Source organism: Muricoccus nepalensis (genome assembly GCF_006438825.1).
GTDB lineage: Bacteria > Pseudomonadota > Alphaproteobacteria > Acetobacterales > Acetobacteraceae > Roseomonas > Roseomonas nepalensis.
This window is the reverse complement of record NZ_RCZP01000005.1, coordinates 58,118-77,160: the sequence shown is the minus strand read 5'-3', so window position 1 is coordinate 77,160 and position 19,043 is coordinate 58,118. Positions and strand designations below refer to the sequence as shown.

Sequence of the window (19,043 nt, the reverse complement as noted above, 5' to 3'; positions counted from 1 at the left end):
GGAAAGCCATGCCGGCCACGCAGCCCCGCACCCTGTTCGACAAGATCTGGGAAGCCCACGTCGTGGAGACCCTCCCCGACGGCACGGCCCTCCTCTACATCGACCGCCACCTCGTCCACGAGGTCACCAGCCCGCAGGCCTTCGAGGGCCTGCGCACCGCCGGCCGCCGCGTCCACCGCCTCGACGGCACCTTCGCGGTCACCGACCACAACGTGCCGACCGACAGCACCCGCTTCACCGGCATCCAGGAGCCCGAGAGCGCGCTGCAGGTCGCGACCCTCGAGAAGAACGTCGCCGAGTTCGGCGTCACCTACATCCCGCTGAACAGCAAGCGCCAGGGCATCGTCCACATCATCGGGCCGGAGCTCGGCCTCTCGCTGCCGGGCATGACCATCGTCTGCGGCGACAGCCACACCTCCACCCACGGCGCCATGGGCGCGCTCGCCTTCGGCATCGGCACGTCCGAGGTCGAGCACGTCCTCGCCACGCAGACCCTGCTGCAGAAGCCCGCGAAGAACATGCGGGTGACGGTGAACGGCACGCTCGGCTTCGGCTGCACGGCCAAGGACATCGTCCTCGCCATCATCGGCAAGATCGGCACGGCCGGCGGCACCGGCCACGTCATCGAGTTCGCCGGCGAGGCCATCCGCGCGCTCGACATGGCCGGCCGCATGACCGTCTGCAACATGTCGATCGAGGCGGGCGCGCGCGCCGGCATGATCGCCCCCGACGAGACCACCTTCGCCTATGTCCGCGAGCGCCCCATGGCGCCCAAGGGCGAGGCGCTGGAGCGCGCGATCGCCTGGTGGAGCACGCTCCCCTCCGACGAGGGCGCCGTCTTCGACCGCGAGGTCGTGCTCGACGCCGCCGAGATCGCGCCGATGGTGAGCTGGGGCACCTCGCCCGAGGACGTGCTGCCCATCACCGGCACCGTGCCCGACCCCGATTCCGCCGCCGACGAGGCGCGCCGCGCCCAGCTTCGCCGCATGGTCGACTACATGGGCCTCACCCCCGGCCAGCGCCTGGCCGACCTGAAGGTGGACGCCGTCTTCGTCGGCTCCTGCACCAACGGCCGCATCGAGGACATCCGCGCCGCCGCCGAGGTCGTCCGCGGCCGCCGCGTGGCGGACGGCGTGCGCGCCATGGTCGTCCCCGGCTCCGGCCTCGTGAAGGAGCAGGCCGAGAACGAGGGCCTGGACATCATCCTCAAGGAGGCGGGCTTCGAGTGGCGCGAGGCCGGCTGCTCCATGTGCCTCGGCATGAACCCCGACAAGCTCTCCCCGGGCCAGCGCTGCGCCTCCACCTCGAACCGCAACTTCGAGGGGCGCCAGGGCAAGGGCGGCCGCACGCACCTCCTCTCCCCCGCCATGGCCGCCGCCGCCGCGGTCACCGGCCGCCTCGCCGACGTGCGCGAGCTGATGCCGCGCGGGACCGCTATGGGAGACGCCGCATGACCCCCTTCACCACGCTGACGGGCATCGCGGCGCCCCTGCCGATGGCCAACGTCGACACCGACAAGATCATCCCGGCCCGCTTCCTCAAGACCATCGAGCGCCGCGGCCTCGGCCGCGCCGCCTTCGCCGACATGCGCTTCAACGACGACGGCAGCGAGAAGCCCGACTTCGTCCTCAACCAGGAGCCCTACCGCGCCGCCGAGATCCTCGTGGCCCACGAGAACTTCGGCTGCGGCTCGTCGCGCGAGCACGCGCCCTGGGCGCTGCTCGACTTCGGCATCCGCTGCGTCATCGCGCCCGACTTCGCCGACATCTTCTTCAACAACTCGTTCAAGAACGGCATCCTCCCGATCCGCCTCCCGCGCGCGGTCTGCGACGCGCTGATGGAGGACGCCCGCCTCGGTGCGAACTCCCGCATCACCGTCGACCTCGCCCGTCAGGTGGTCGTGCGCCCGAACGGGGAGGAGATCCCCTTCGAGGTCGACCCGCTGCGCAAGCACCGGCTCCTCAACGGCCTCGACGATATCGGCGAGACCATGCAGCGCGCCTCCGTCATCGAAGGCTTCGAGCAGAAGCAGCGCGCCGCCCAGCCCTGGCTCTACGGCTGAGCGAAGAGAACCCTCAGAGAGACCCCATAATGCCTGCGAACAAGAAGCTGCTGGTGCTGCCCGGCGACGGCATCGGCCCCGAGGTCGTGCGCGAGGTGCGGCGTGTCATCGACTGGATGGACCGCCGCCGCAGCGTCACCTTCGACATCGAGGAAGGCCTCGTGGGCGGCGCCGCCATCGACGCGCTCGGCCATCCCTGCCCGGACCGCACGATGCAGCAGGCCGAGCGCGCCGATGCCATCCTCTTCGGCTCCGTCGGCGGCCCGAAGTGGGACAGCCTGCCCTTCGAGGGCCGCCCCGAGCTCGGCATCCTGCGGCTGCGCAAGGAGCTCGGCCTCTTCGCCAACCTCCGCCCCGCCATCGTCTGGTCGCCGCTCGCCCAGGCCTCCTCCCTCAAGGCCGAGCTCGTGGACGGGCTCGACCTCATGATCGTGCGCGAGAGCACGGGCGGCATCTACTTCGGCGAGCCCCGCGGCATCGAGACCCTTCCTGACGGCACGCGCCGCGGCTTCGACACCGAGAGCTACACCGAGGAGGAGATCACCCGCGTCGCCCGCCTCGCCTTCGAGCTGGCCTCCAAGCGCAGCGGGCGCCTGACGAGCGTCGAGAAGGCGAACGTCATGCAGTCCGGCCGCTTCTGGCGCGAGATCGTGACGCGCGTCGGCGCCGAGTTCCCGGGCGTCGAGCTCTCGCACATGTACGCCGACAACTGCGCCATGCAGCTCGCCTCCCGCCCGAAGCAGTTCGACGTCATCCTCGCGAGCAACCTCTTCGGCGACCTCCTGTCCGACCTCGCGGCCGCCGTCACCGGCAGCCTCGGCATGCTGCCCTCGGCCACCCTCGGCGCGCCCGATTCCAGCGGCCGCCGCCACGCGCTCTACGAGCCCATCCACGGCTCCGCGCCCGACATCGCCGGCAAGGGGATCGCCAACCCCTGCGCGCAGATCCTCTCCTTCGCCATGCTGCTGCGCTGGTCCTTCGACATGGAGGAGGACGCGGTGCTGATCGAGGGCGCGGTGGAGAAGGTGCTCACGGGCGGCCTGCGCACGGCGGACATCATGGTGCCCGGCGCCGCCCGCGTCGGCACCTCCATCATGGGCGAGGCCGTGGTGCGCGAACTCGACAAGATGGTGGCCTGAAAGGGGTTGCGCCCCGGCGGCCTTGCGGGTATCTCCCGCGCCAAGGACGGGCCCTCAGGGCCCGCCCCGCACCGGCGCCGGCAACGGCCGGGCCGATGCAGTCAGAGACGTTGGTGATGCGCCCGTAGCTCAGCTGGATAGAGCACCAGACTACGAATCTGGGGGTCAGGAGTTCGAATCTCTTCGGGCGCGCCAACCACCCCGACGTCTCGCGCCGGGCCACCGCCCCGCCGCACCAGTACCCCCGAACAGCACGCCCGGCCGCACCGGGAACCTCCCGGTGAGGCCGGACCGCCGCGCGGCGGCTCGCTCCGGGCCCGCCTCTCGGCACCGCCCGGAAGCGCTCCCTAACCCGGCAGGTGCATGAAGTTGGCCGCCGCGCTCGCGCGGGCCAGCAGCGCCCGCATGGCGGGGTTCTGGTCGCCGTCCTCCTCCATCAGCGCCTCCATCGGGCAGAAATACTCGTGCGCCTGCGGCATCTGGCTGCGCGCGAAGCCGTCGTACTGCCGCGCCTTCAGCCCGTAGAGCACCCGCATGTCCCGCACCGGCAGCACCAGAGGGTCCTGCGGCTCGTGGCGCAGCAGCTTGATCAGGCGCCACCGCGGCGTCGGGTCGTTCGGCTGGCAGGGCGAGAGCAGCCAGGGCACCGGGCAGACCGCCAGCAGGGAGGTCGTGGACGGCGCGAAGCGCGACCGCTTGTCGAGGAGGTTCTGCAGGCTCGAGCAGGCCTCGATGCAGAGGATGTCAGCATAGGGGTCCGACGGGTCGGGCGAGAAGTGCAGCCAGAGCCCGTCCGGCAGCGTGCGCAGGCGGTTGCTGCCCGGCAGCTTCAGGAAGGGCTGGTTGGCCGTCCTCGCGTCGCCGGGACGGGCACGGAGCCAGGTCCCGGGTTGCTTGGGCGTGACCGGTGCGCCGGGCGGGCGTTGCGGCCACTGCCGCAACCGCCGGCGCACCTGCTCATCGGCGGAAAGGTTAGCGGGCATGTTCGCGCGGAATGCAATGTTCACGGGTGTGACGCCCTCGGTCTGCAACTTATCATAGAAAGCGCTCAGCAACCTATTGTGATCAAGAGAACAATTCAAAAACACGCAAGAACGTATACGAAAATATTGTATATGCGGTTCGAACCCAAGTCCTCGTGGCCAGGACAAAGAAACGGCATCACCCCTTGATTCTGAATCACTTCATTCGACTGAAGAGCGTTTTTGGCGCGAAGTATTAATTTCTTCCCGTAAGCACAAAAAAGCCCGCTCCCCGGAGGGAGCGGGCTCGCTATGCAGCCCAGGGTTGTGCGGGGGCGCTACCCGCGGCGGGCGACCGGCGTGTAGTCCCGGGTGGTCGCGCCCGTGTAGACCTGCCGCGGCCGGCCGATCCGCTGCGCCGGGTCCTCGATCATCTCCTTCCACTGGCTCACCCAGCCCACCGTCCGCGCGACGGCGAAGAGGACGGTGAACATGGAGGTCGGGATGCCCATCGCCTTGAGGATGATGCCCGAATAGAAGTCGACGTTCGGGTAGAGCTTGCGCGAGACGAAGTAATCGTCGTGCAGCGCGATCCGCTCCATCTCCATGGCCATGTCGAGCAGCGGCTCGTCCTTGATGCCGAGCTCCGCCAGCACCTCGTGGCAGGTCTCCTTCATGATCTTCGCGCGCGGGTCGAAGTTCTTGTAGACCCGGTGCCCGAAGCCCATGAGCTTCACGTGGCTGTTCTTGTCCTTCACCTTGCTGATGAAGTCCGGGATGTTCTCGGGGCTGCCGATCTCCCCGAGCATCTTCAGCACCGCCTCGTTGGCGCCGCCATGCGCGGGGCCCCAGAGCGCCGCGATGCCCGCCGCGATGCAGGCGTAGGGGTTGGCGCCGGTCGAGCCCGCGAGCCGCACGGTGGAGGTGGAGGCGTTCTGCTCGTGGTCTGCGTGCAGCACCAGGATGCGGTCCATGGCGCGCGAGAGGATCGGGTTGACCTTGTACTCCTCCGCCGGCACGGCATTGAGCATGTAGAGGAAGTTCTCGGCGTAGTTCAGGTCGTTCCGCGGGTACACGAAGGGCTGGCCGATCGAGTACTTGTAGGCCATGGCCGCGATCGTCGGCACCTTCGCGAGCAGCCGGAAGGCCGCGATCTCGCGCTGGCGCGGGTCGTTGATGTCGAGGCTGTCATGGTAGAAGGCCGAGAGCGCGCCGACGACGCCGCAGAGGATCGCCATCGGGTGCGCGTCGCGCCGGAAGCCGTCGAAGAAGCGGCGGATCTGCTCGTGCACCATCGTGTGCATCGTGATGCCGCGCTTGAACTCGGCGAGCTCGCCCTCCTTCGGCAGCTCGCCGTTCAGCAGGAGGTAGCAGACCTCGACGAAGTCGGAGTTCTCGGCGAGCTGCTCGATCGGGTAGCCGCGGTAGAGCAGCACGCCGGCGTCGCCGTCGATGTAGGTGATCTTGCTCTCGCAGGCCGCGGTCATGCCGAAGCCCGGATCGAAGGTGAAGACGCCGAGGTCGGCGTAGAGCTTGCGGATGTCGGCCACCGCCGGCCCGACGCTTGCCTGGACAAGCGGCGCGGTGCTGCTCCGGTTCGTCCCGTCGAGCGTGATGGTGACGGAACCCTTGGTGGACGGGTCGCTCATGCGTTGATCCTCGCCGACCGGTCCGCCCGGCCGTGTTGATGGGGCAAAGGGCGGGGCGGCGGAACGGATGCTTCCCAACCAAGGCCCCGTGGTGCGGCGCAAGATAGGCCGACCCGCGCGCTTGTCCATCCACCGCCCCGGGGAGGGGGCGGCGGCACGGCCCGGCGCGCGCTCCGACCCTGGGAAGCGCCCGGGAGGATCACGCGGGCGTGTCAGGCCGCCATTTCGGGCAGGTCGCTCGGTTGCAGGAAGCGGACCAGCCGCGCGCCGCCGGGGGAGAGGCCGCGCCATTCCCCCTCGATCGCGAACTCCGCCAGCGCCGCCGTCGGATAGGCCTCCGCCAGCGCCGGGGGCGCTCCTTCCGAATCGGATCCCTCGCCGGCCAGCGCCAGCGCCAGATCGTGCAGGCCCGGGTTGTGAGCGATGAGCAGCACGCTCCCGACCTCCTCCGGCACCTCCCGCACCGCGTCCAGCAGCCGCGTCCAGGGCGCGAGGTAGAGGTCGTCCATCGGCTCCACCCGCGGCGGCCCCTCCAGCGTGCCGAGCGTCTCGAGCGTCTGCAGCGTGCGGCGGGAGGAGGAGACGAGCACGAGCTGCGGCCGCAGCCCCAGGCCGCGCATCGCCCCGGCCATGGCGGCGGCGGCGCGCCGGCCGCGCGCGTTCAGCGGCCGGGCGTGGTCCGAGAGGGCCGGGTCGTCCCAGGCCGATTTCGCGTGCCGCAGCAGGAGCAACTGGTGCATGGCCCCAGCCTGCCACAGGCGCCGCCGCCTGTCGCGGGGGCCCCGCCCGGCGCCCCTCAGCGCCGCGGCGGCGCGTTCATCACCCGCCCCGGGTCGCGCCCCGGATCGCGCCCGGGCGGCCCGGGGGCCGCTCCCCGCGGCGCCGCCTGCATCTCCTCCCGTGCCGCCTGCCCGGCCACCACCGCGCCCTCCGTCACCCCCTGGGAGAGCCGCTGGAAGGAGACCTGCGCCACGCCGACCTGCACCCCGTGCCAGCTCACCGCCGCGCGCGAGAGCGCGACGTCCTCCCCGGTGCGCACGAACCACTGGTCGAAGGCCAGCCGCCGACGCCGGCCGGACAGGCTCGGCATGTCGAGCTCGTGCTCCAGGTGGAAGGCGTTGCCCACGGCCCGCCCCCGCACCGGGCCGGTCGCGTCCGTCGCCTCCCCCAGCCAGGCCCCGCCGCCGGGCTCCGCGGGGTCGCGGCGCAGCCGCCAGAAGCGGCGGTCCTCGAAGCCGTCCTCGTAGCGGAAGTACTCGTCGAAGGTGAGGGTCGCGCCATCCCAGGCGCCCACCAGGCGGGCGTTGAACCAGCCCTCGATGCCCCCCAGCCGCGTGACGAAGAGGCCCGCGCTCCGCAGCCGCCCCGCGAAGAACTCCTCCGGCCGGAAGGGCGGCCCCTTGCCCTCGAAGGTCGCCGGCGCCGTCCCGCAGCCGGCAAGCGGGCCGGCCAGGGCTGGAAGGGCGAGGAGAAGGCGGCGTCGGCTGTGCATCCCCGCCGAGCATCCCCCGCCCGTCGGGCCTTGGCCAGGGCCGGAAGGCAGCGGGCAGGGCAGGGAGGATGCGCTCACGTTGCCGTGCGGAGCTGGCACGCGCCGTGCTAGCCTCGGCTCCGTCTGTCCATGCCCGACAGGCACCGCCCCCGCCCGTCATCGCACCGCCCCCGGTGCGCGGAGTTCCCGATGCGCCGCCGTTCCGCCCTCCTCGCGCTCCCCGGCCTGGCGCTCGCGCCGGCCCTCCCCCGCGCCGCCCGCGCCGAGACCGCCCCCTGGCCGAGCCGGCCCGTGCGCATCGTCGTCACCTTCCCGCCGGGCGGCGCCTCCGACATCGTCGCCCGCGTCATGGCCGACGTCCTGTCGCAGCGCATGAACGCGCGCTTCGTGGTGGACAACCGCCCCGGCGCCGGCGGCACCCTCGGCGCCTCCCACGTCGCGGCCCAGCCGGCCGACGGCTACACGCTCATGCTCTCCAACACCGCGCCCATCGTCACCTCGCCCCCGCTCTACGCCCGGCCCGGCTACGACCCCGTCGCCTCCTTCGCCCACGTCGCCTTCCTCGGCACCACGCCCGCCGTCATCACCGCGAACAAGGACCTCGTCCCCGCGACCGACCTTGCGGGGCTCATCGCCTGGATCAAGGCGCAGCCCGGCCCCGTCCCCTACGGCTCCTCCGGCGTCGGCTCCGTGCCCCACATCCTCGGCGTGCTGCTCGAGCGCGAGGCGGGCCTCCAGCTCAGCCACATCCCCTACCGCGGCAGCGCGCCCATGCAGGCGGAGCTCCTCGGCGGCTCGCTCCCCCTCGGCTTTGACGTCCTGCCCGACACCGTCGAGAACATCCGCGCCGGCCGCCTCCGCGCCTTCGCCGTCACCGCCAGCGCCCGCCAGCCGCTGGCGCCCGAGGTCCCCACCATGGCGGAGCTCGGCTACCCCGGCATCAAGATCGACAACTGGCTCGGCCTCAGCGCCCCCGCCGGCCTGCCCGCACTGATCGCCGAGCGCCTGCGCGCCGAGAGCGTCGCCGCCCTCGCGACCCCCGAGATGCGCCGCCGCCTGGACGAGCGCGGCATCACCGGCGCCCCGCTCGGCCCGACGGAGTTCACCGCCCTCGTCGCGCAGCAGGTCCGCGACATCGGCGGCGCCGTCGCGGCGCTGGGCATCCGGCAGGACTGACGATCAAGCGCTGGAGGAGAGCCGGAGAGAAGGAATTCTTCCCGAACCCCTCATCCTTTCCTGCAGGACTGCCGTGGATGCCCCGGAGAAGGGGAAGCGCCGCCGGCCAGGGGCCTGCTGGCAACACGGGGGAAGCCTCGGCTCCGCGTTCCGCGGGAGCCTCGAAACAACGATGAGGGCGGGTCCGGAAGGGAGAACTCCTCTCTCCCAATGGCCTCCGCACCCCCCCGCCTGGATCAGCCCGCCACCTCGTCCGTCCGCACCGCGAAGCCGCTCAGCCGGTTCGCCCCGAAGGTCGTCGTGATCGCCACGTCCGTCGCGTCCCGCCCGCGCGCCAGCAGGATGCGCCCTATCCGCGGCGTGTTGTTCCGCGCGTCGAAGGTGTGCCAGGCCCCACCGAGATACACCTCGAACCAGGCCGCGAAGTCCGGCGTGCCCCAGGGCTGCGGCGTCCCCATGTCGCCCAGGTACCCCGTGCAGTAGCGCGCGGGGATGTTCAGGCAGCGGCAGAAGGTGACCGCCAGATGCGCGTAGTCGCGGCAAACGCCTGTCCCCTCCTGGAAGGCCTGCACCGCCGTCCGCGTCGCCCGCGCCGCCTGGTAGTCGAAGGCGATGTGCCGGTGCACGTAATCGCAGATCGCCTGCACGCGTCCCCAGCCGGCCGGCACCTGCCCGAACAGTTCGAAGGCGGTGTCGGACAGGAGGTCCGTCTCGCAGTACCGGCTGCCCAGCAGGAAGCCGACGGCCTCGTCGGGTAGGTCCTCCACCCGGTGCTCCGCCGCGTCCGGCACGATCCGATCGGGCTGCCCGCTGTCCCGCACCAGGGCGCTGTTGGTCATCGTGAAGCGCCCGGGCGGCGCGACGAGCCGGCTGCCGACATTGCCGAAGCGGTCGGCATAGGGCGTGACGGCCACCGGCGGATCAAAGACCGGCGCCTCCGCCACGAGGATGTCCTCGGCCCGGCTCGGATGGATGGTGAGCATCACGACCATCGGCGTGGCCCGGGGAAGCTCGTAGTCGAGCTTGTAGCCAACCTGGATTTGCACGGGGGTTCTTTCGGGTGTCTGGGCGCGGGGAGCGCGGGACGGCGCCGTCACGGCGCCACGGGCGCGTCGCACGCCTGCCCGACCCTTAGCGGGATCGCGGCCCTGGCAGTAACGCTTTCCTCGCAGGTCTTCCCGGCCCCGGGCCGTCGCGAGGAACGGCGGCGGGCCGCGAACCGGCCCTGCCGCGACGGTTGGGCAGACCCTGCGCGCTACACGAAGCCCAGCAGCCCCAGCAGCACGCGGATCGCGCCCTCGATCAGCTCGTCCGGCAGCATGTCCACCCCGGAACCACGTCGACGCGCAACGGGAAGCCGGCGGCACAAGGTCGCCGGCCGCCAGGGTCGGAAACGGGGATGGCACGCCTCCCCTTACACCGCGGCCGCTCTCAGCCCCGCTTGCGCAGCGGCGGCGCCGCCACCTCCGGCGGGATCGGGCAGGCATAGGCCGCCCCGCCCCGCCGCTGGGCCAGCTCCGCCTTCGCCCGCGCGAGAAGCTCCGGGTCCCGGAACCCGTCCAGCGCCGTCGCCGCCATCACCTTCGCCGCCTGCGCCATGCCCTTGTGCGCGTGGGCCGAGCGCCCCTGCGCCACCGCCTGCCAGGTGTGGAAGGGCGTGCCCACCGCCCAGCAGGCCCCCCAGGCCTGCACCGTCGGCACGATCTGCGAGACGTCGCCGACATCGGTGGAGCCCGCCTGCACCAGCGGCGTGCCGTCGAAGGGCAGCACCCCGTCGTGCAGCCCCGCCTCCGCCAGCGCCGGGTCCGCCCCGAAGCTCGCCACCTCCGAGGCGATGTCCTCCGCGCTCAGCGAGGCCCGGATCTCCCCCGCGAAGCGCCGGTCCGCCTCGTCGTAGGCGGGCGCGCCGAGCGCCTGGAAGTTCCCGTGCAGCGCGGTCTCCAGCGTCCGGTTCTGCAGCAGCTCCGAGCACGCCTTGTCGATCTCGAAGGACCAGGAGGTCCCCGTCATGATCGCGGCCCCCTTCGCGCAGTCCTTCACCCGCTCGAGCAGCGCGCGCGCCTCCGCCACCCGCGGCGCCCGCACGAGGTAGAGCACCTCCGCCTCCGCCTGCACCACGTTGGGCGAGACGCCGCCGGAATTGGTGATGGCGTAGTGGACCCGCGCCTCCTGCGGCATGTGCTCGCGGAGGTAGTTCACGCCCACGTTCATCAGCTCCACCGCGTCCAGCGCGGAGCGCCCGAGATGCGGCGACCCCGCCGCGTGCGCCGCCTTCCCCTTGAAGCGGAAGTAGACCTGGTAGTTCGCGAGGTTGCGCACCGACATCACCGCGTTGAAGGCGCCGGGATGCCAGGTCACGGCGGCGTCGAGGTCGTCGAAGGCCCCCTCCCGCGCCATGAAGGTCTTGCCCGACCCGCCCTCCTCGCCGGGGCAGCCGTAGTAGCGCACGCGCCCGGGCATCCCCGCCTCGCGCAGCGCGTCGCGGGCCGAGACCGCCGCCAGCATCGCGCCCGCGCCCAGCAGGTTGTGCCCGCAGCCGTGCCCGTTCCCCCCGGCCTCCAGCGGCCGCTTCTCCGCCACCCCCGCCTCCTGCGACAGGCCGGCCAGCGCGTCGAACTCGCCGAGGAAGCCGATCACCGGCCCGCCCTCGCCGGCCTCGGCCACGAAGGCGGTCGGGATCCCCGCCACGTTCCGCGTCACCCGGAACCCCTCCGCCTCCAGCTGCGCGATCTGCGCCTCCACCGAGCGGTGCTCGGCGAAGCGCAGCTCCGGCATGCCCCAGATGAGGTCCGACAGCGCCGCGTAGGCCGGCGCTTTGGCCTCCACGAGGCCGTCGAGGTGGTCGAGCGCGATGGGGTCGTTCTTCATGCCCCGATTCTAGTCATCGGAACCCTTCAGGTCACCTCCACAACGAGCTTCCCGAAGTTCTTCCCGGCCAGCAGCCCCATGAAGGCCTCCGGCGCCTTGTCCAGGCCCTTCACCACCTCCTCGCGGTAGCGCAGCGACCGGTCCCGCACCCATCCGCCCCCGATCCGCCGCCAGTCCGCGAAAGCCCGCGGGTGGTCGCTCACGATGAACCCCCGCAGGGAAAGCCGCTTCCTCACCAGCTGCATCAGGTTCGGCCCCGGCGCCGGCTCCGCGTCGTTGTACTCCGCCACCATCCCGCAGAAGGCCACCCGCCCGAAGTCGTTCAGCAGCGGGAACACCGCCTTCTGCACGGCGCCGCCGACGTTCTCGAAATAGGCGTCGATCCCCTCCGGGCAGGCCGCGCGCAGGCGCTCCGCGAAGTCCTCGCCCCGGTGGTCCACGCATTCCCCGAAGCCGAGCTCCTCCCGCACGAAGGCGCATTTCTCCGGCCCGCCGGCGATGCCCACCACCCGCGCGCCCATCCGCGCCGCGATCTGCCCCGCCACGCTCCCCACCGCGCCCGAGGCCGCCGAGACCACGAAGGTCTCCCCCGGCCGCGGCCGCGCGAGCTCCGTCGTGCCCACCCAGGCCGTGGTCCCCGGCATCCCCAGCACGCCGAGCGCCGTCGTCATCGGCGCGCCGTCCTCCTCCAGCTTCCGCAGCCCCGCCGCCGGCACGGCCGAGAAGCGCTGCCAGCCGAAGCCGCCCAACACCCAGTCTCCCCGCTGAAAGCGCCCCGTCGGGTCCTCCTCCACCTGGGCGACGCACTGCCCCTCCATCACCGCCCCGATCTCGACCGGCGCCGAGTAGGACTTCGCCGCGCTCATCCGCCCGCGCATGTAGGGGTCGAGCGAGAGGAACCGGTTCCGCAGCAGCGCCTCGCCCGGGCGCGGGGCGGGGGGAGGGGCCTCGGAGACCTCGAAGTGCTCGGGCCCGACCCGCCCCTCCGGCCGCGCGCGGAGAAGGATGCGGAGGTTGTTCTCGGCCATCAGGCGTTCCTGTCCTCGGTGTCCACCACGTCCCCCAAGCCCGGGGGGCGGCCTAACAACTGGCGCGCCGCCCCGCGCGGCGCTAGAGCCGCACCCCCCGACCCACGAGGACCCCCCGCCATGCCCCCCCTCCGATGCGGCTGATCGGCCTCGCCGGCTGGAGCGGCGCCGGCAAGACCACCCTGCTGGCCGCCCTTATCCCCTGGCTCACCGCCCGGGGCCTCGCGATCTCCACCATCAAGCACGCCCACCACGAGTTCGACGTCGACCGGCCCGGCAAGGACAGCCACACCCACCGCCTGGCGGGCGCGAGCCAGGTCCTCGTCGCCTCCTCCCGCCGCTGGGCGTTGATGACGGAGCTGCGCGGCGCGCCCGAGCCGCCCCTCCTCGCCCTCCTCGCCCATCTCGACCCCGTCGATCTCGTGATCGTGGAGGGCTTCCGGCGCGATCCCCACCCCAAGATCGAGGTCCATCGCGCCGCCAACGGCAAGCCCTGGCTGCACCCGGAGGACCCCGCCATCCGCGCCGTCGCCGCCGACACCCCGCCGCCCGGCTGCCTGCCCCACGCGGCGCTGGACGACATCCCCGCCATCGGCGCCCTCGCGCTGGAGCACGCGGCCCCATGGCCGGGCTGACCGGCGCCCCCGGCGACTGCTTCGGCGGGGAGGGCGCCCTCCTGTCGGTCGAGGAGGCCGCCGCCCTCGTCGCCGCCCGCGTCGCCCCCCTGCACGGCACGGAGACGGTCCCCCTCCGCGCTGCCCGCGGCCGCGTCCTCGCCGAGGACCTGACCGCCCCCGCCGACCTCCCCCCCTTCGCCAACAGCGCCGTCGACGGCTACGCCTTCCGCCGCGCCGACCGGCCGCCCGGCGGCACCCTCCCGCTCGCGGCCCGCGTCGCCGCCGGGCAGCCCGCCGCCCCGCTCGCCCCCGGCACCGCCGCCCGCGTCCTCACCGGCGCCCCCGTGCCCGCGGGCGCCGACGCCGTCGCCCTGCAGGAGGACGCGGCGGCCGAGGGCGGCGCCGTCACCCTTCCCGCGGCCCTGCCGGCCGGCGCCAACATCCGCCCCGCCGGCGAGGATCTCGCCCGCGGCGAGCTCGCCCTCCCGGCCGGCCACCGGCTGGACGCCGCCGCCATCGGCCTCGCCGCCGCCCTCGGCCGCCCCGCGCTCCGCGTCGCCCGCCGCCCCGTGGTCGGCGTCTTCAGTACCGGGGACGAGCTCGTCGAGCCTGGCCAGCCCCTTGGCCCCGCCGCCCGCCACGACAGCAACCGCCACACCCTGCTCGCCCTGCTGGACGCCCTGCCGGCGGAGGCGCGCGACCTCGGCATCCTCCCCGACCGCGCGGGGGCCACCGCCGAGGCCCTCCGCGCCGCCGCGGCCGCCCACGACCTCCTCCTCACCTCCGGCGGCGTCTCCGCCGGGGAGGAGGACCACGTCCGCCAGGCCATCGAGGCCGGCGGCGCGCTGCACTTCTGGAAGCTCGCCGTGAAGCCCGGCAAGCCCGCGGCCATGGGCACCATCGCCGGCACCCCGGTCCTCGGCCTGCCCGGAAACCCTGTCGCCGCCGTGGTCGCCTTCCTGCACCTTGCGCGGCCCCTGGTGCTCCGCCTCGCCGGCGCCCTCCCGCGGCCCCTGCCGCGCCTGACCGCCATCGCCGCCTTCGCCCACCGCAAGAAGCCGGGACGGCGCGAGTACCTCCGCGTCTGGCTGATCGGCGGCGAGGCCCACCGCTACCCCCGCGACGGCGCCGGCCTCCTCGCCTCCCTCGCCCGCACCGACGCCCTGGCCGAGCTGCCCGAGGACCTCACCGCCCTCGAGCCGGGAACCCCGGTCGCCGTCATCCCCTATGCCGGGCTGTTCTGACCCCGCAGCGCCGCCTCCAGCACCGGCAGATCCGCCGGCGCGTTGGCGTTGAGGAAGGGATCCCCCGCCCACTCCACCGTCGCCACCCCATGAGGCGCCGCCCAGCGGCTCACCTTGCCCTCGCCCGCCAGCAGCGCCCGCCGCAGGTCCCCGCGCAGCCCCACGGGCCAGAGCGCGACCGGCGGGTGTGCCCGCCCGCCCGAGGCCGCGCAGGCGATCGCCGCGCCGGACCCCTCGAGGGCCGCGCCCAGCCGCGCCGCCAGGTCGCTCGGAACCAGCGGTGTGTCCCCGGGCACGGAGAGCACCCAGCCCATCCCCAGCCCCGCCGCCCGCTCCATCCCCGCGAGGATCCCCGCCAGCGGCCCGGGATGGCTGGGCAGGGGGTCCGCCACCACCGCCATCCCCGGCGCGGCCTCCCGGAACCGCGCGGGATCGCCGTTCGCGCTCAGCGCCAGGGCGTCCACCTGCGGCGCCAGCCGCGCCAGCAGGTGCGCCAGCATCGGCCGCCCGAGCAGCGGCAGCAGCGCCTTGTCGCCCCCGCCCATGCGCCGCGCGAGCCCCCCGGCCAGCACGAGGCCAAGGACGCCCGCCCTACCCACGCAGCGCCAGCGGCCGCAGCAGGAAGGCCGTGCCCCATCCCCAGGCCGCGCCGGTAAACCAGGGCACCCAGTCCGGCGTCCCCCGCGGCAGGTGCTGCGGCACGAGCCAGGCCGCGGCCAGCCCCACCACCGCCCCGAAGAGAAGGTCCGGCAGCGGCACCAGCCGCAGCAACAGCGCGATGCCGAAGCTGCCCGCCGCGCCGAGGAGGAGGAACCAGCCGAGCAGCGGCAGCCCGTAGGGGCCGGGCCCGGACGCGTAGGCCGCGTCCGGCATCACCCGCGCCAGCTTCGCCAGCAGGAAGAGCGTCGAATCCCGGAACACGGGCACCGACAGCGCGCCGCAGGGAACCCCGAGGACCAGCGCGCGCCGGAGGCTCCTCCGCAACCCGCGCGCCCCTAGGCGCCGGCGCGCTCCGCCACGCACTCGCGCAGCGCCTCGCCCAGCATGTCCATCCCCTCGTTCACCAGGGCGTCCGAGGTCGTCAGCGGGCAGAGGAAGCGGATGACGTTCCCGCGCACCCCGCAGGAGAGCAGCACGAGGCCCTTCTCGGCCGCCCGCGCCACCAGCGCCCGCGTCAGGTCCGGGTCCGGCCGGTCGGCGTCGCCGCCCGCCACCAGCTCCATCGCGACCATCGCGCCCACCGCGCGGATGTCGCCGATCACGCCCCGCAGCGAGTTGCTCGCCTGCAGCTCCCGGATGCGCGCGACCAGCAGCTCGCCGATCCGCTCGGCCCGCCCGCAGAGGTCCTCCTCCTCGATCACGTCGAGCACCGCGTTCCCCGCCGCGCAGCCGAGCGGCGAGCCGCCATAGGTGCCGCCGAGCCCGCCCGGGTGCGGGCTGTCCATGATCGAGGCCGTGCCCGTCACCGCCGAGAGCGGGAAGCCGCCCGCGAGCGACTTCGCCATGGTCACGAGGTCCGCCTTCACCCCCGTGTGCTCCATCGCGAACATCTTCCCGGTGCGCGCGAAGCCGGTCTGCACCTCGTCGGCGATGAGCAGCATGCCGTACTTGTCGCAGATCGCCCGCAGCCCCTGCATCAGCTCCGGCTGCGCCTGGTAGAAGCCGCCCTCGCCCTGCACGGGCTCGATGATGACGGCCGCGATCCGCGCGGGATCGATGTCCGCCTTGAACAGCGTCTCGATGGCCTCGAGCGTCGCCGCGACCTCCTTGCCGTGGTAGGCCACGGGGAAGGGCAGGTGGTAGATGTCGGCCGGCATCGGGCCGAAGCCCACCTTGTAGGGCACCACCTTGCCCGTCAGCGCCATGCCCAGCAGCGTCCGCCCGTGGAAGGCGCCGGAGAAGGCGATCACGCCCGGGCGCCCCGTGTGGGCGCGGGCGATCTTCACCGCGTTCTCCACGGCCTCGGCGCCCGTCGTCAGGAAGATGGTCTTCGCCGGACCCCGCACCGGCGCGATGGCGTTCAGCCGCTCGGCCAGCCGCACGTAGCTCTCGTAGGGCGTCACCTGGATGCAGGTGTGGGAGAAGTTCTCGAGCTGCGCCTGCACGGCGGCCTTCACCTTGGGGTGCAGGTGCCCGGTGTTGAGCACCGCGATCCCGCTGCCGAAGTCGATGTAGCGCTTGCCCTCGACATCCGTGATCTCCGACCCCTCGGCCTTGGCGGCGAAGACGGGGAGGGAGGTCGCGAGCCCCCGCGGGACCGCGGCCTCCTTCCGCGCCTGGAGCGTCGCGTTGCGCAGCCCCTCCTCGATCGACGCCGTGGCCTCGCCGGTGATCGTGGTGCCCATGCCGGAAATCTCCCTAACAGGTCGCTGAAACTGCGCCCGACGGCCCGCCGGGGCAAGGCTCCGCCCGGCTCCACGCGGCGCGCGCCAAGGCCGCCTCGCGCATTTGCCGCGCCAGCACGTCGGCGCCGAGGATGGGATTGTTGAGGTAGAACTCGTCGCGCGGGAACACGTCCGTCAGCGGCGCCTCGCCGCGCGGCGCGCCAGGACCCCAGACGAGCGGCGCGTCCCGGAACATCCCCGCGTAGTCGCCGGCCCCCGCGTTGCCGCGCAGCAGCCGCGCCCGCACCCCCGGCTCGGCGAAGCGCGCCGCCAGCCTCTCGCTGTCCCAGGGGATCGGCGCGTCGCTGCCCACCAGCACGCTTCCGGGCATGAGGAGGATCACGTGGGGGAAGCTCGCCACGAAGGTCTCCACCGTCCGCACCGTGGGCGCCCACTGCACGTAGAGCCCCCCCGGCGCGAGCCGCCGCCGCACCGTCGCCAGGAACTCCGCGGAGTAGAGCAGCCCGGAATGCGACCCCTCCGGCAGGATGGCGTCGGCCTGGATCACGTCCCAGCGCGTCTCCCCGCGCGCGAGCGCCCGCCGCCCGTCCCCGTACTCGAGGGCATAGCGGGGATCGGCCAGCAGCGCCGCCACGGGGCCCTCCGGGTGCCGCCGGGCGATGCCGCGCAGCGCCGGCAGCACCGGCCCGACAAGCTCCACCGCGCGGATGTCCCGCGTCTCCTCGCGCACCCCCGCCGCCCAGGGCGTGCCGCCCGAGCCCACCCCCACCACCATCACCCGCCGCGGGTCGGGATGGAGCAGCGGCCCGACCGCGCCCAGGAACTGGTGGATCGGCAGGAAGGGAAGCCGCCCCTGGCTGAAGCCCTGAATGAAGAAGGGCCCGTCCGGCCCCTCGCCCGCCGCCCCGTCGTCCCGGAAGAAGGCGATGCCGGACCGGTCCTCCGCCCAGGACACCGCCTGCCCCTCGCGCTCCGCGTGCAGGCGGGACCAGAAGGCCGCGTTGCCGGGAATGGCGAGCGTCAGCGCGGCGCAGGCCCCGCCCAGCGCGAGCGCCCCCGCCCGCCCCGGCCCCCGCAGGCTCCACCACCACAGCCCCGCCAGCAGGACCGACAGCCCGCCCAGCAGGTGCAGCGTCCCCGCCGTGCCCAGGAAGTGGAAGGACACCAGCCCCGTCCCCACCGACCCCGCCGCGTTGCCGAGGATGTTCGCGAGCTGCACCCAGCCCACCCGCGCGCCCACGCTCGCCAGGTCCCGCTGCACCGCGCGCTGCACGAAGGGAAAGGTCATCCCGATCAGGAAGGAGGGAGGGGCCACCACCAGCACGGCGAGCGCCATCGTCGTCGCCAGCCCCGCCCCGTGCAGCCGCGCGCGGTCCGCGCCCAGCACGGTATCCAGCGGCCAGTGGGGCAGGGCCCACCACAGGGCGAGGATCAGCGCCGCGGCCAGGGCGAAGCCGCCCGCCTGCGCCGCGAAGAAGGCCGGCCGCGGGTCCCGCACCCGCCGCAGCAGCCGCGACGCCACCTCCATCCCCAGCCCGTCCGCCAGGAGGAAGATCCCGAGCACCGTCGGGAAGAGATAGGCGTGGTACTGCCCGACCTGGCCGAGCAGCCGCACCCAGACGATCTCCAGCGCGACGATCACGTAGCCCGACAGGAAGACGAGCGCGCACCACAGCGGCAGCCCCCCGAAGGGCGACCCCGCCGGGCCGGCCGCCTCCGCCACGGGGGCCGGCGCCGCGCCGCGCCGCGCCGAGGACCACAGGGTCAGCGCCAGCCCGGCCGCCGTCAGGTTCAGCCCCGCCGCCAGCACCAGGGCGCCCACGAAGCCGAGGTTCCCCGCGAGGAACCAGCCGCCCAGCAGCGCCCCCATCCCCGCGCCGAGGGTGTTGAGGCCGTAGAGCCGCCCCACCCGCTCCGCCACCGTGTCGAGCGAGGTCGCCACGGCCCGCGCCAGCAGCGGCAGGGAGGCCCCCATCAGCGTCGTCGGCAGCACGAGCCCGGCGAAGCAGAGCGCGAAGATCGCCGCCGGGCTGTCCACGACCCCCGCCAGGTCCGTCGCCAGGAAATCGTACAGAAAGGCCTTGGACAGCAGCGCGAAGCCGCCCACCCCGAGCTCCGCGACGGCGAAGCCGAGCAGCGCCCGCGCCGGGGAGAGGCGGTCCGCCAGCCGCGCCCCGGCGATCGAGCCGAGGCCCAGCCCCGAGAGGAAGGCGCCGACCACCAGCGCCGCCGAGACGCTGTCCGACCCCGCGAAGATCCCCAGCATCCGTTGCCAGACGATCTGGCACAGCAGCGCCCCGAAGCCGGAAAGAAAGAAGGCCACCGAAAGACGCGCCATGCCGTTTCCCACCCCCCCGCGGCCTTTCCGGCCCTTCCGGGGATTATTCCGGGATCGGCGGCGCCTGTGAAGCGCGCGCCCCCCGCCCTTGCCGGCGCCGCCCGCCGCGCGCAACTTGCGCCC

Annotated in this window: 17 protein-coding genes and 1 tRNA gene; 7 read left to right on the top strand and 11 right to left on the bottom strand. The window is 73.5% G+C overall.

The annotated features are described in order from the left end of the window. Window positions 1–8: 8 nt before the first annotated feature. The 4 genes from leuC (at window position 9) to EAH89_RS07880 (ending at window position 3,396) form a co-directional block, all read left to right on the top strand. Window positions 9–1,454, top strand: a complete 1,446-nt coding sequence (gene leuC / locus EAH89_RS07895; RefSeq protein ID WP_140882257.1) for a 3-isopropylmalate dehydratase large subunit — start codon at window positions 9–11, stop codon at window positions 1,452–1,454. Then, window positions 1,451–2,062: a 3-isopropylmalate dehydratase small subunit gene (gene leuD / locus EAH89_RS07890; RefSeq protein ID WP_140882256.1), complete on the top strand. Its 612-nt coding sequence runs from the start codon at window positions 1,451–1,453 to the stop codon at window positions 2,060–2,062. The genes leuC and leuD overlap by 4 nt, the downstream gene beginning before the upstream one ends. A 29-nt stretch (window positions 2,063–2,091) precedes the next feature. Further along, window positions 2,092–3,201 (top strand): 3-isopropylmalate dehydrogenase, encoded by a 1,110-nt coding sequence (gene leuB, locus EAH89_RS07885; protein WP_140882255.1) that lies wholly within the window; start codon window positions 2,092–2,094, stop codon window positions 3,199–3,201. Window positions 3,202–3,319: 118 nt separating this feature from the next. Then, window positions 3,320–3,396: transfer RNA gene (locus tag EAH89_RS07880), tRNA-Arg, on the top strand. A gap of 152 nt (window positions 3,397–3,548) precedes the next feature. On the opposite strand, the gene EAH89_RS07875 is transcribed toward EAH89_RS07880, so the two are convergent. From EAH89_RS07875 to EAH89_RS07860, 4 genes are all read right to left on the bottom strand, one after another. Next, on the bottom strand, window positions 3,549–4,208 hold the full coding sequence (locus tag EAH89_RS07875) for a hypothetical protein (RefSeq protein ID WP_241666911.1): 660 nt from the start codon (window positions 4,206–4,208) through the stop codon (window positions 3,549–3,551). Window positions 4,209–4,501: 293 nt separating this feature from the next. Further along, on the bottom strand, window positions 4,502–5,812 hold the full coding sequence (gene gltA, locus EAH89_RS07870) for a citrate synthase (protein ID WP_140882254.1): 1,311 nt from the start codon (window positions 5,810–5,812) through the stop codon (window positions 4,502–4,504). Between the two features lie 212 nt (window positions 5,813–6,024). Then, window positions 6,025–6,552, bottom strand: coding sequence for a SixA phosphatase family protein (locus tag EAH89_RS07865; protein ID WP_140882253.1), 528 nt, complete (start codon window positions 6,550–6,552; stop codon window positions 6,025–6,027). Between the two features lie 56 nt (window positions 6,553–6,608). Beyond that, window positions 6,609–7,304, bottom strand: a complete 696-nt coding sequence (locus EAH89_RS07860) for a DUF3833 family protein (RefSeq protein WP_140882252.1) — start codon at window positions 7,302–7,304, stop codon at window positions 6,609–6,611. A 189-nt stretch (window positions 7,305–7,493) separates the two neighbouring features. On the opposite strand from EAH89_RS07860, the gene EAH89_RS07855 reads away from it, so the two are divergent. Further along, complete coding sequence (locus EAH89_RS07855) at window positions 7,494–8,480, top strand: Bug family tripartite tricarboxylate transporter substrate binding protein (protein ID WP_140882251.1); 987 nt, start codon at window positions 7,494–7,496, stop codon at window positions 8,478–8,480. Window positions 8,481–8,716: 236 nt separating this feature from the next. Here the strand turns inward: EAH89_RS07855 and EAH89_RS07850 are convergent, their stop codons facing one another. From EAH89_RS07850 to EAH89_RS33030, 3 genes are all read right to left on the bottom strand, one after another. Continuing rightward, window positions 8,717–9,526 (bottom strand): transglutaminase-like domain-containing protein, encoded by an 810-nt coding sequence (locus EAH89_RS07850; protein WP_140882250.1) that lies wholly within the window; start codon window positions 9,524–9,526, stop codon window positions 8,717–8,719. A gap of 385 nt (window positions 9,527–9,911) precedes the next feature. Then, a complete protein-coding gene (locus EAH89_RS07845; protein WP_140882249.1) occupies window positions 9,912–11,348 on the bottom strand; it encodes a M20 family metallopeptidase in 1,437 nt (478 codons plus the stop codon). 26 nt (window positions 11,349–11,374) lie between these two features. Beyond that, complete coding sequence (locus tag EAH89_RS33030) at window positions 11,375–12,376, bottom strand: NADP-dependent oxidoreductase (RefSeq protein ID WP_140882248.1); 1,002 nt, start codon at window positions 12,374–12,376, stop codon at window positions 11,375–11,377. A 134-nt stretch (window positions 12,377–12,510) separates the two neighbouring features. Here EAH89_RS33030 and mobB point away from each other — a divergent pair, with 134 nt between their 5' ends. Then, window positions 12,511–13,011, top strand: a complete 501-nt coding sequence (mobB, locus tag EAH89_RS07835) for a molybdopterin-guanine dinucleotide biosynthesis protein B (protein ID WP_140882247.1) — start codon at window positions 12,511–12,513, stop codon at window positions 13,009–13,011. Next, a complete protein-coding gene (locus tag EAH89_RS07830; protein ID WP_140882246.1) occupies window positions 12,999–14,237 on the top strand; it encodes a molybdopterin molybdotransferase MoeA in 1,239 nt (412 codons plus the stop codon). Before mobB ends, EAH89_RS07830 begins: the two co-directional genes overlap by 13 nt. On the opposite strand, the gene mobA is transcribed toward EAH89_RS07830, so the two are convergent. The 4 genes from mobA to EAH89_RS07810 are packed head-to-tail and all read right to left on the bottom strand — an operon-like array spanning window position 14,219 to window position 18,920. Further along, complete coding sequence (gene mobA / locus EAH89_RS07825; RefSeq protein ID WP_241666910.1) at window positions 14,219–14,836, bottom strand: molybdenum cofactor guanylyltransferase MobA; 618 nt, start codon at window positions 14,834–14,836, stop codon at window positions 14,219–14,221. The genes EAH89_RS07830 and mobA overlap by 19 nt on opposite strands. Next, window positions 14,829–15,221, bottom strand: coding sequence for a hypothetical protein (locus EAH89_RS07820; RefSeq protein WP_140882245.1), 393 nt, complete (start codon window positions 15,219–15,221; stop codon window positions 14,829–14,831). The genes mobA and EAH89_RS07820 overlap by 8 nt, the downstream gene beginning before the upstream one ends. A gap of 11 nt (window positions 15,222–15,232) precedes the next feature. Then, window positions 15,233–16,582, bottom strand: a complete 1,350-nt coding sequence (gene gabT, locus EAH89_RS07815; protein ID WP_140882244.1) for a 4-aminobutyrate--2-oxoglutarate transaminase — start codon at window positions 16,580–16,582, stop codon at window positions 15,233–15,235. 13 nt (window positions 16,583–16,595) lie between these two features. Further along, on the bottom strand, window positions 16,596–18,920 hold the full coding sequence (locus tag EAH89_RS07810) for a fused MFS/spermidine synthase (protein ID WP_140882243.1): 2,325 nt from the start codon (window positions 18,918–18,920) through the stop codon (window positions 16,596–16,598). Window positions 18,921–19,043 lie beyond the last annotated feature (123 nt).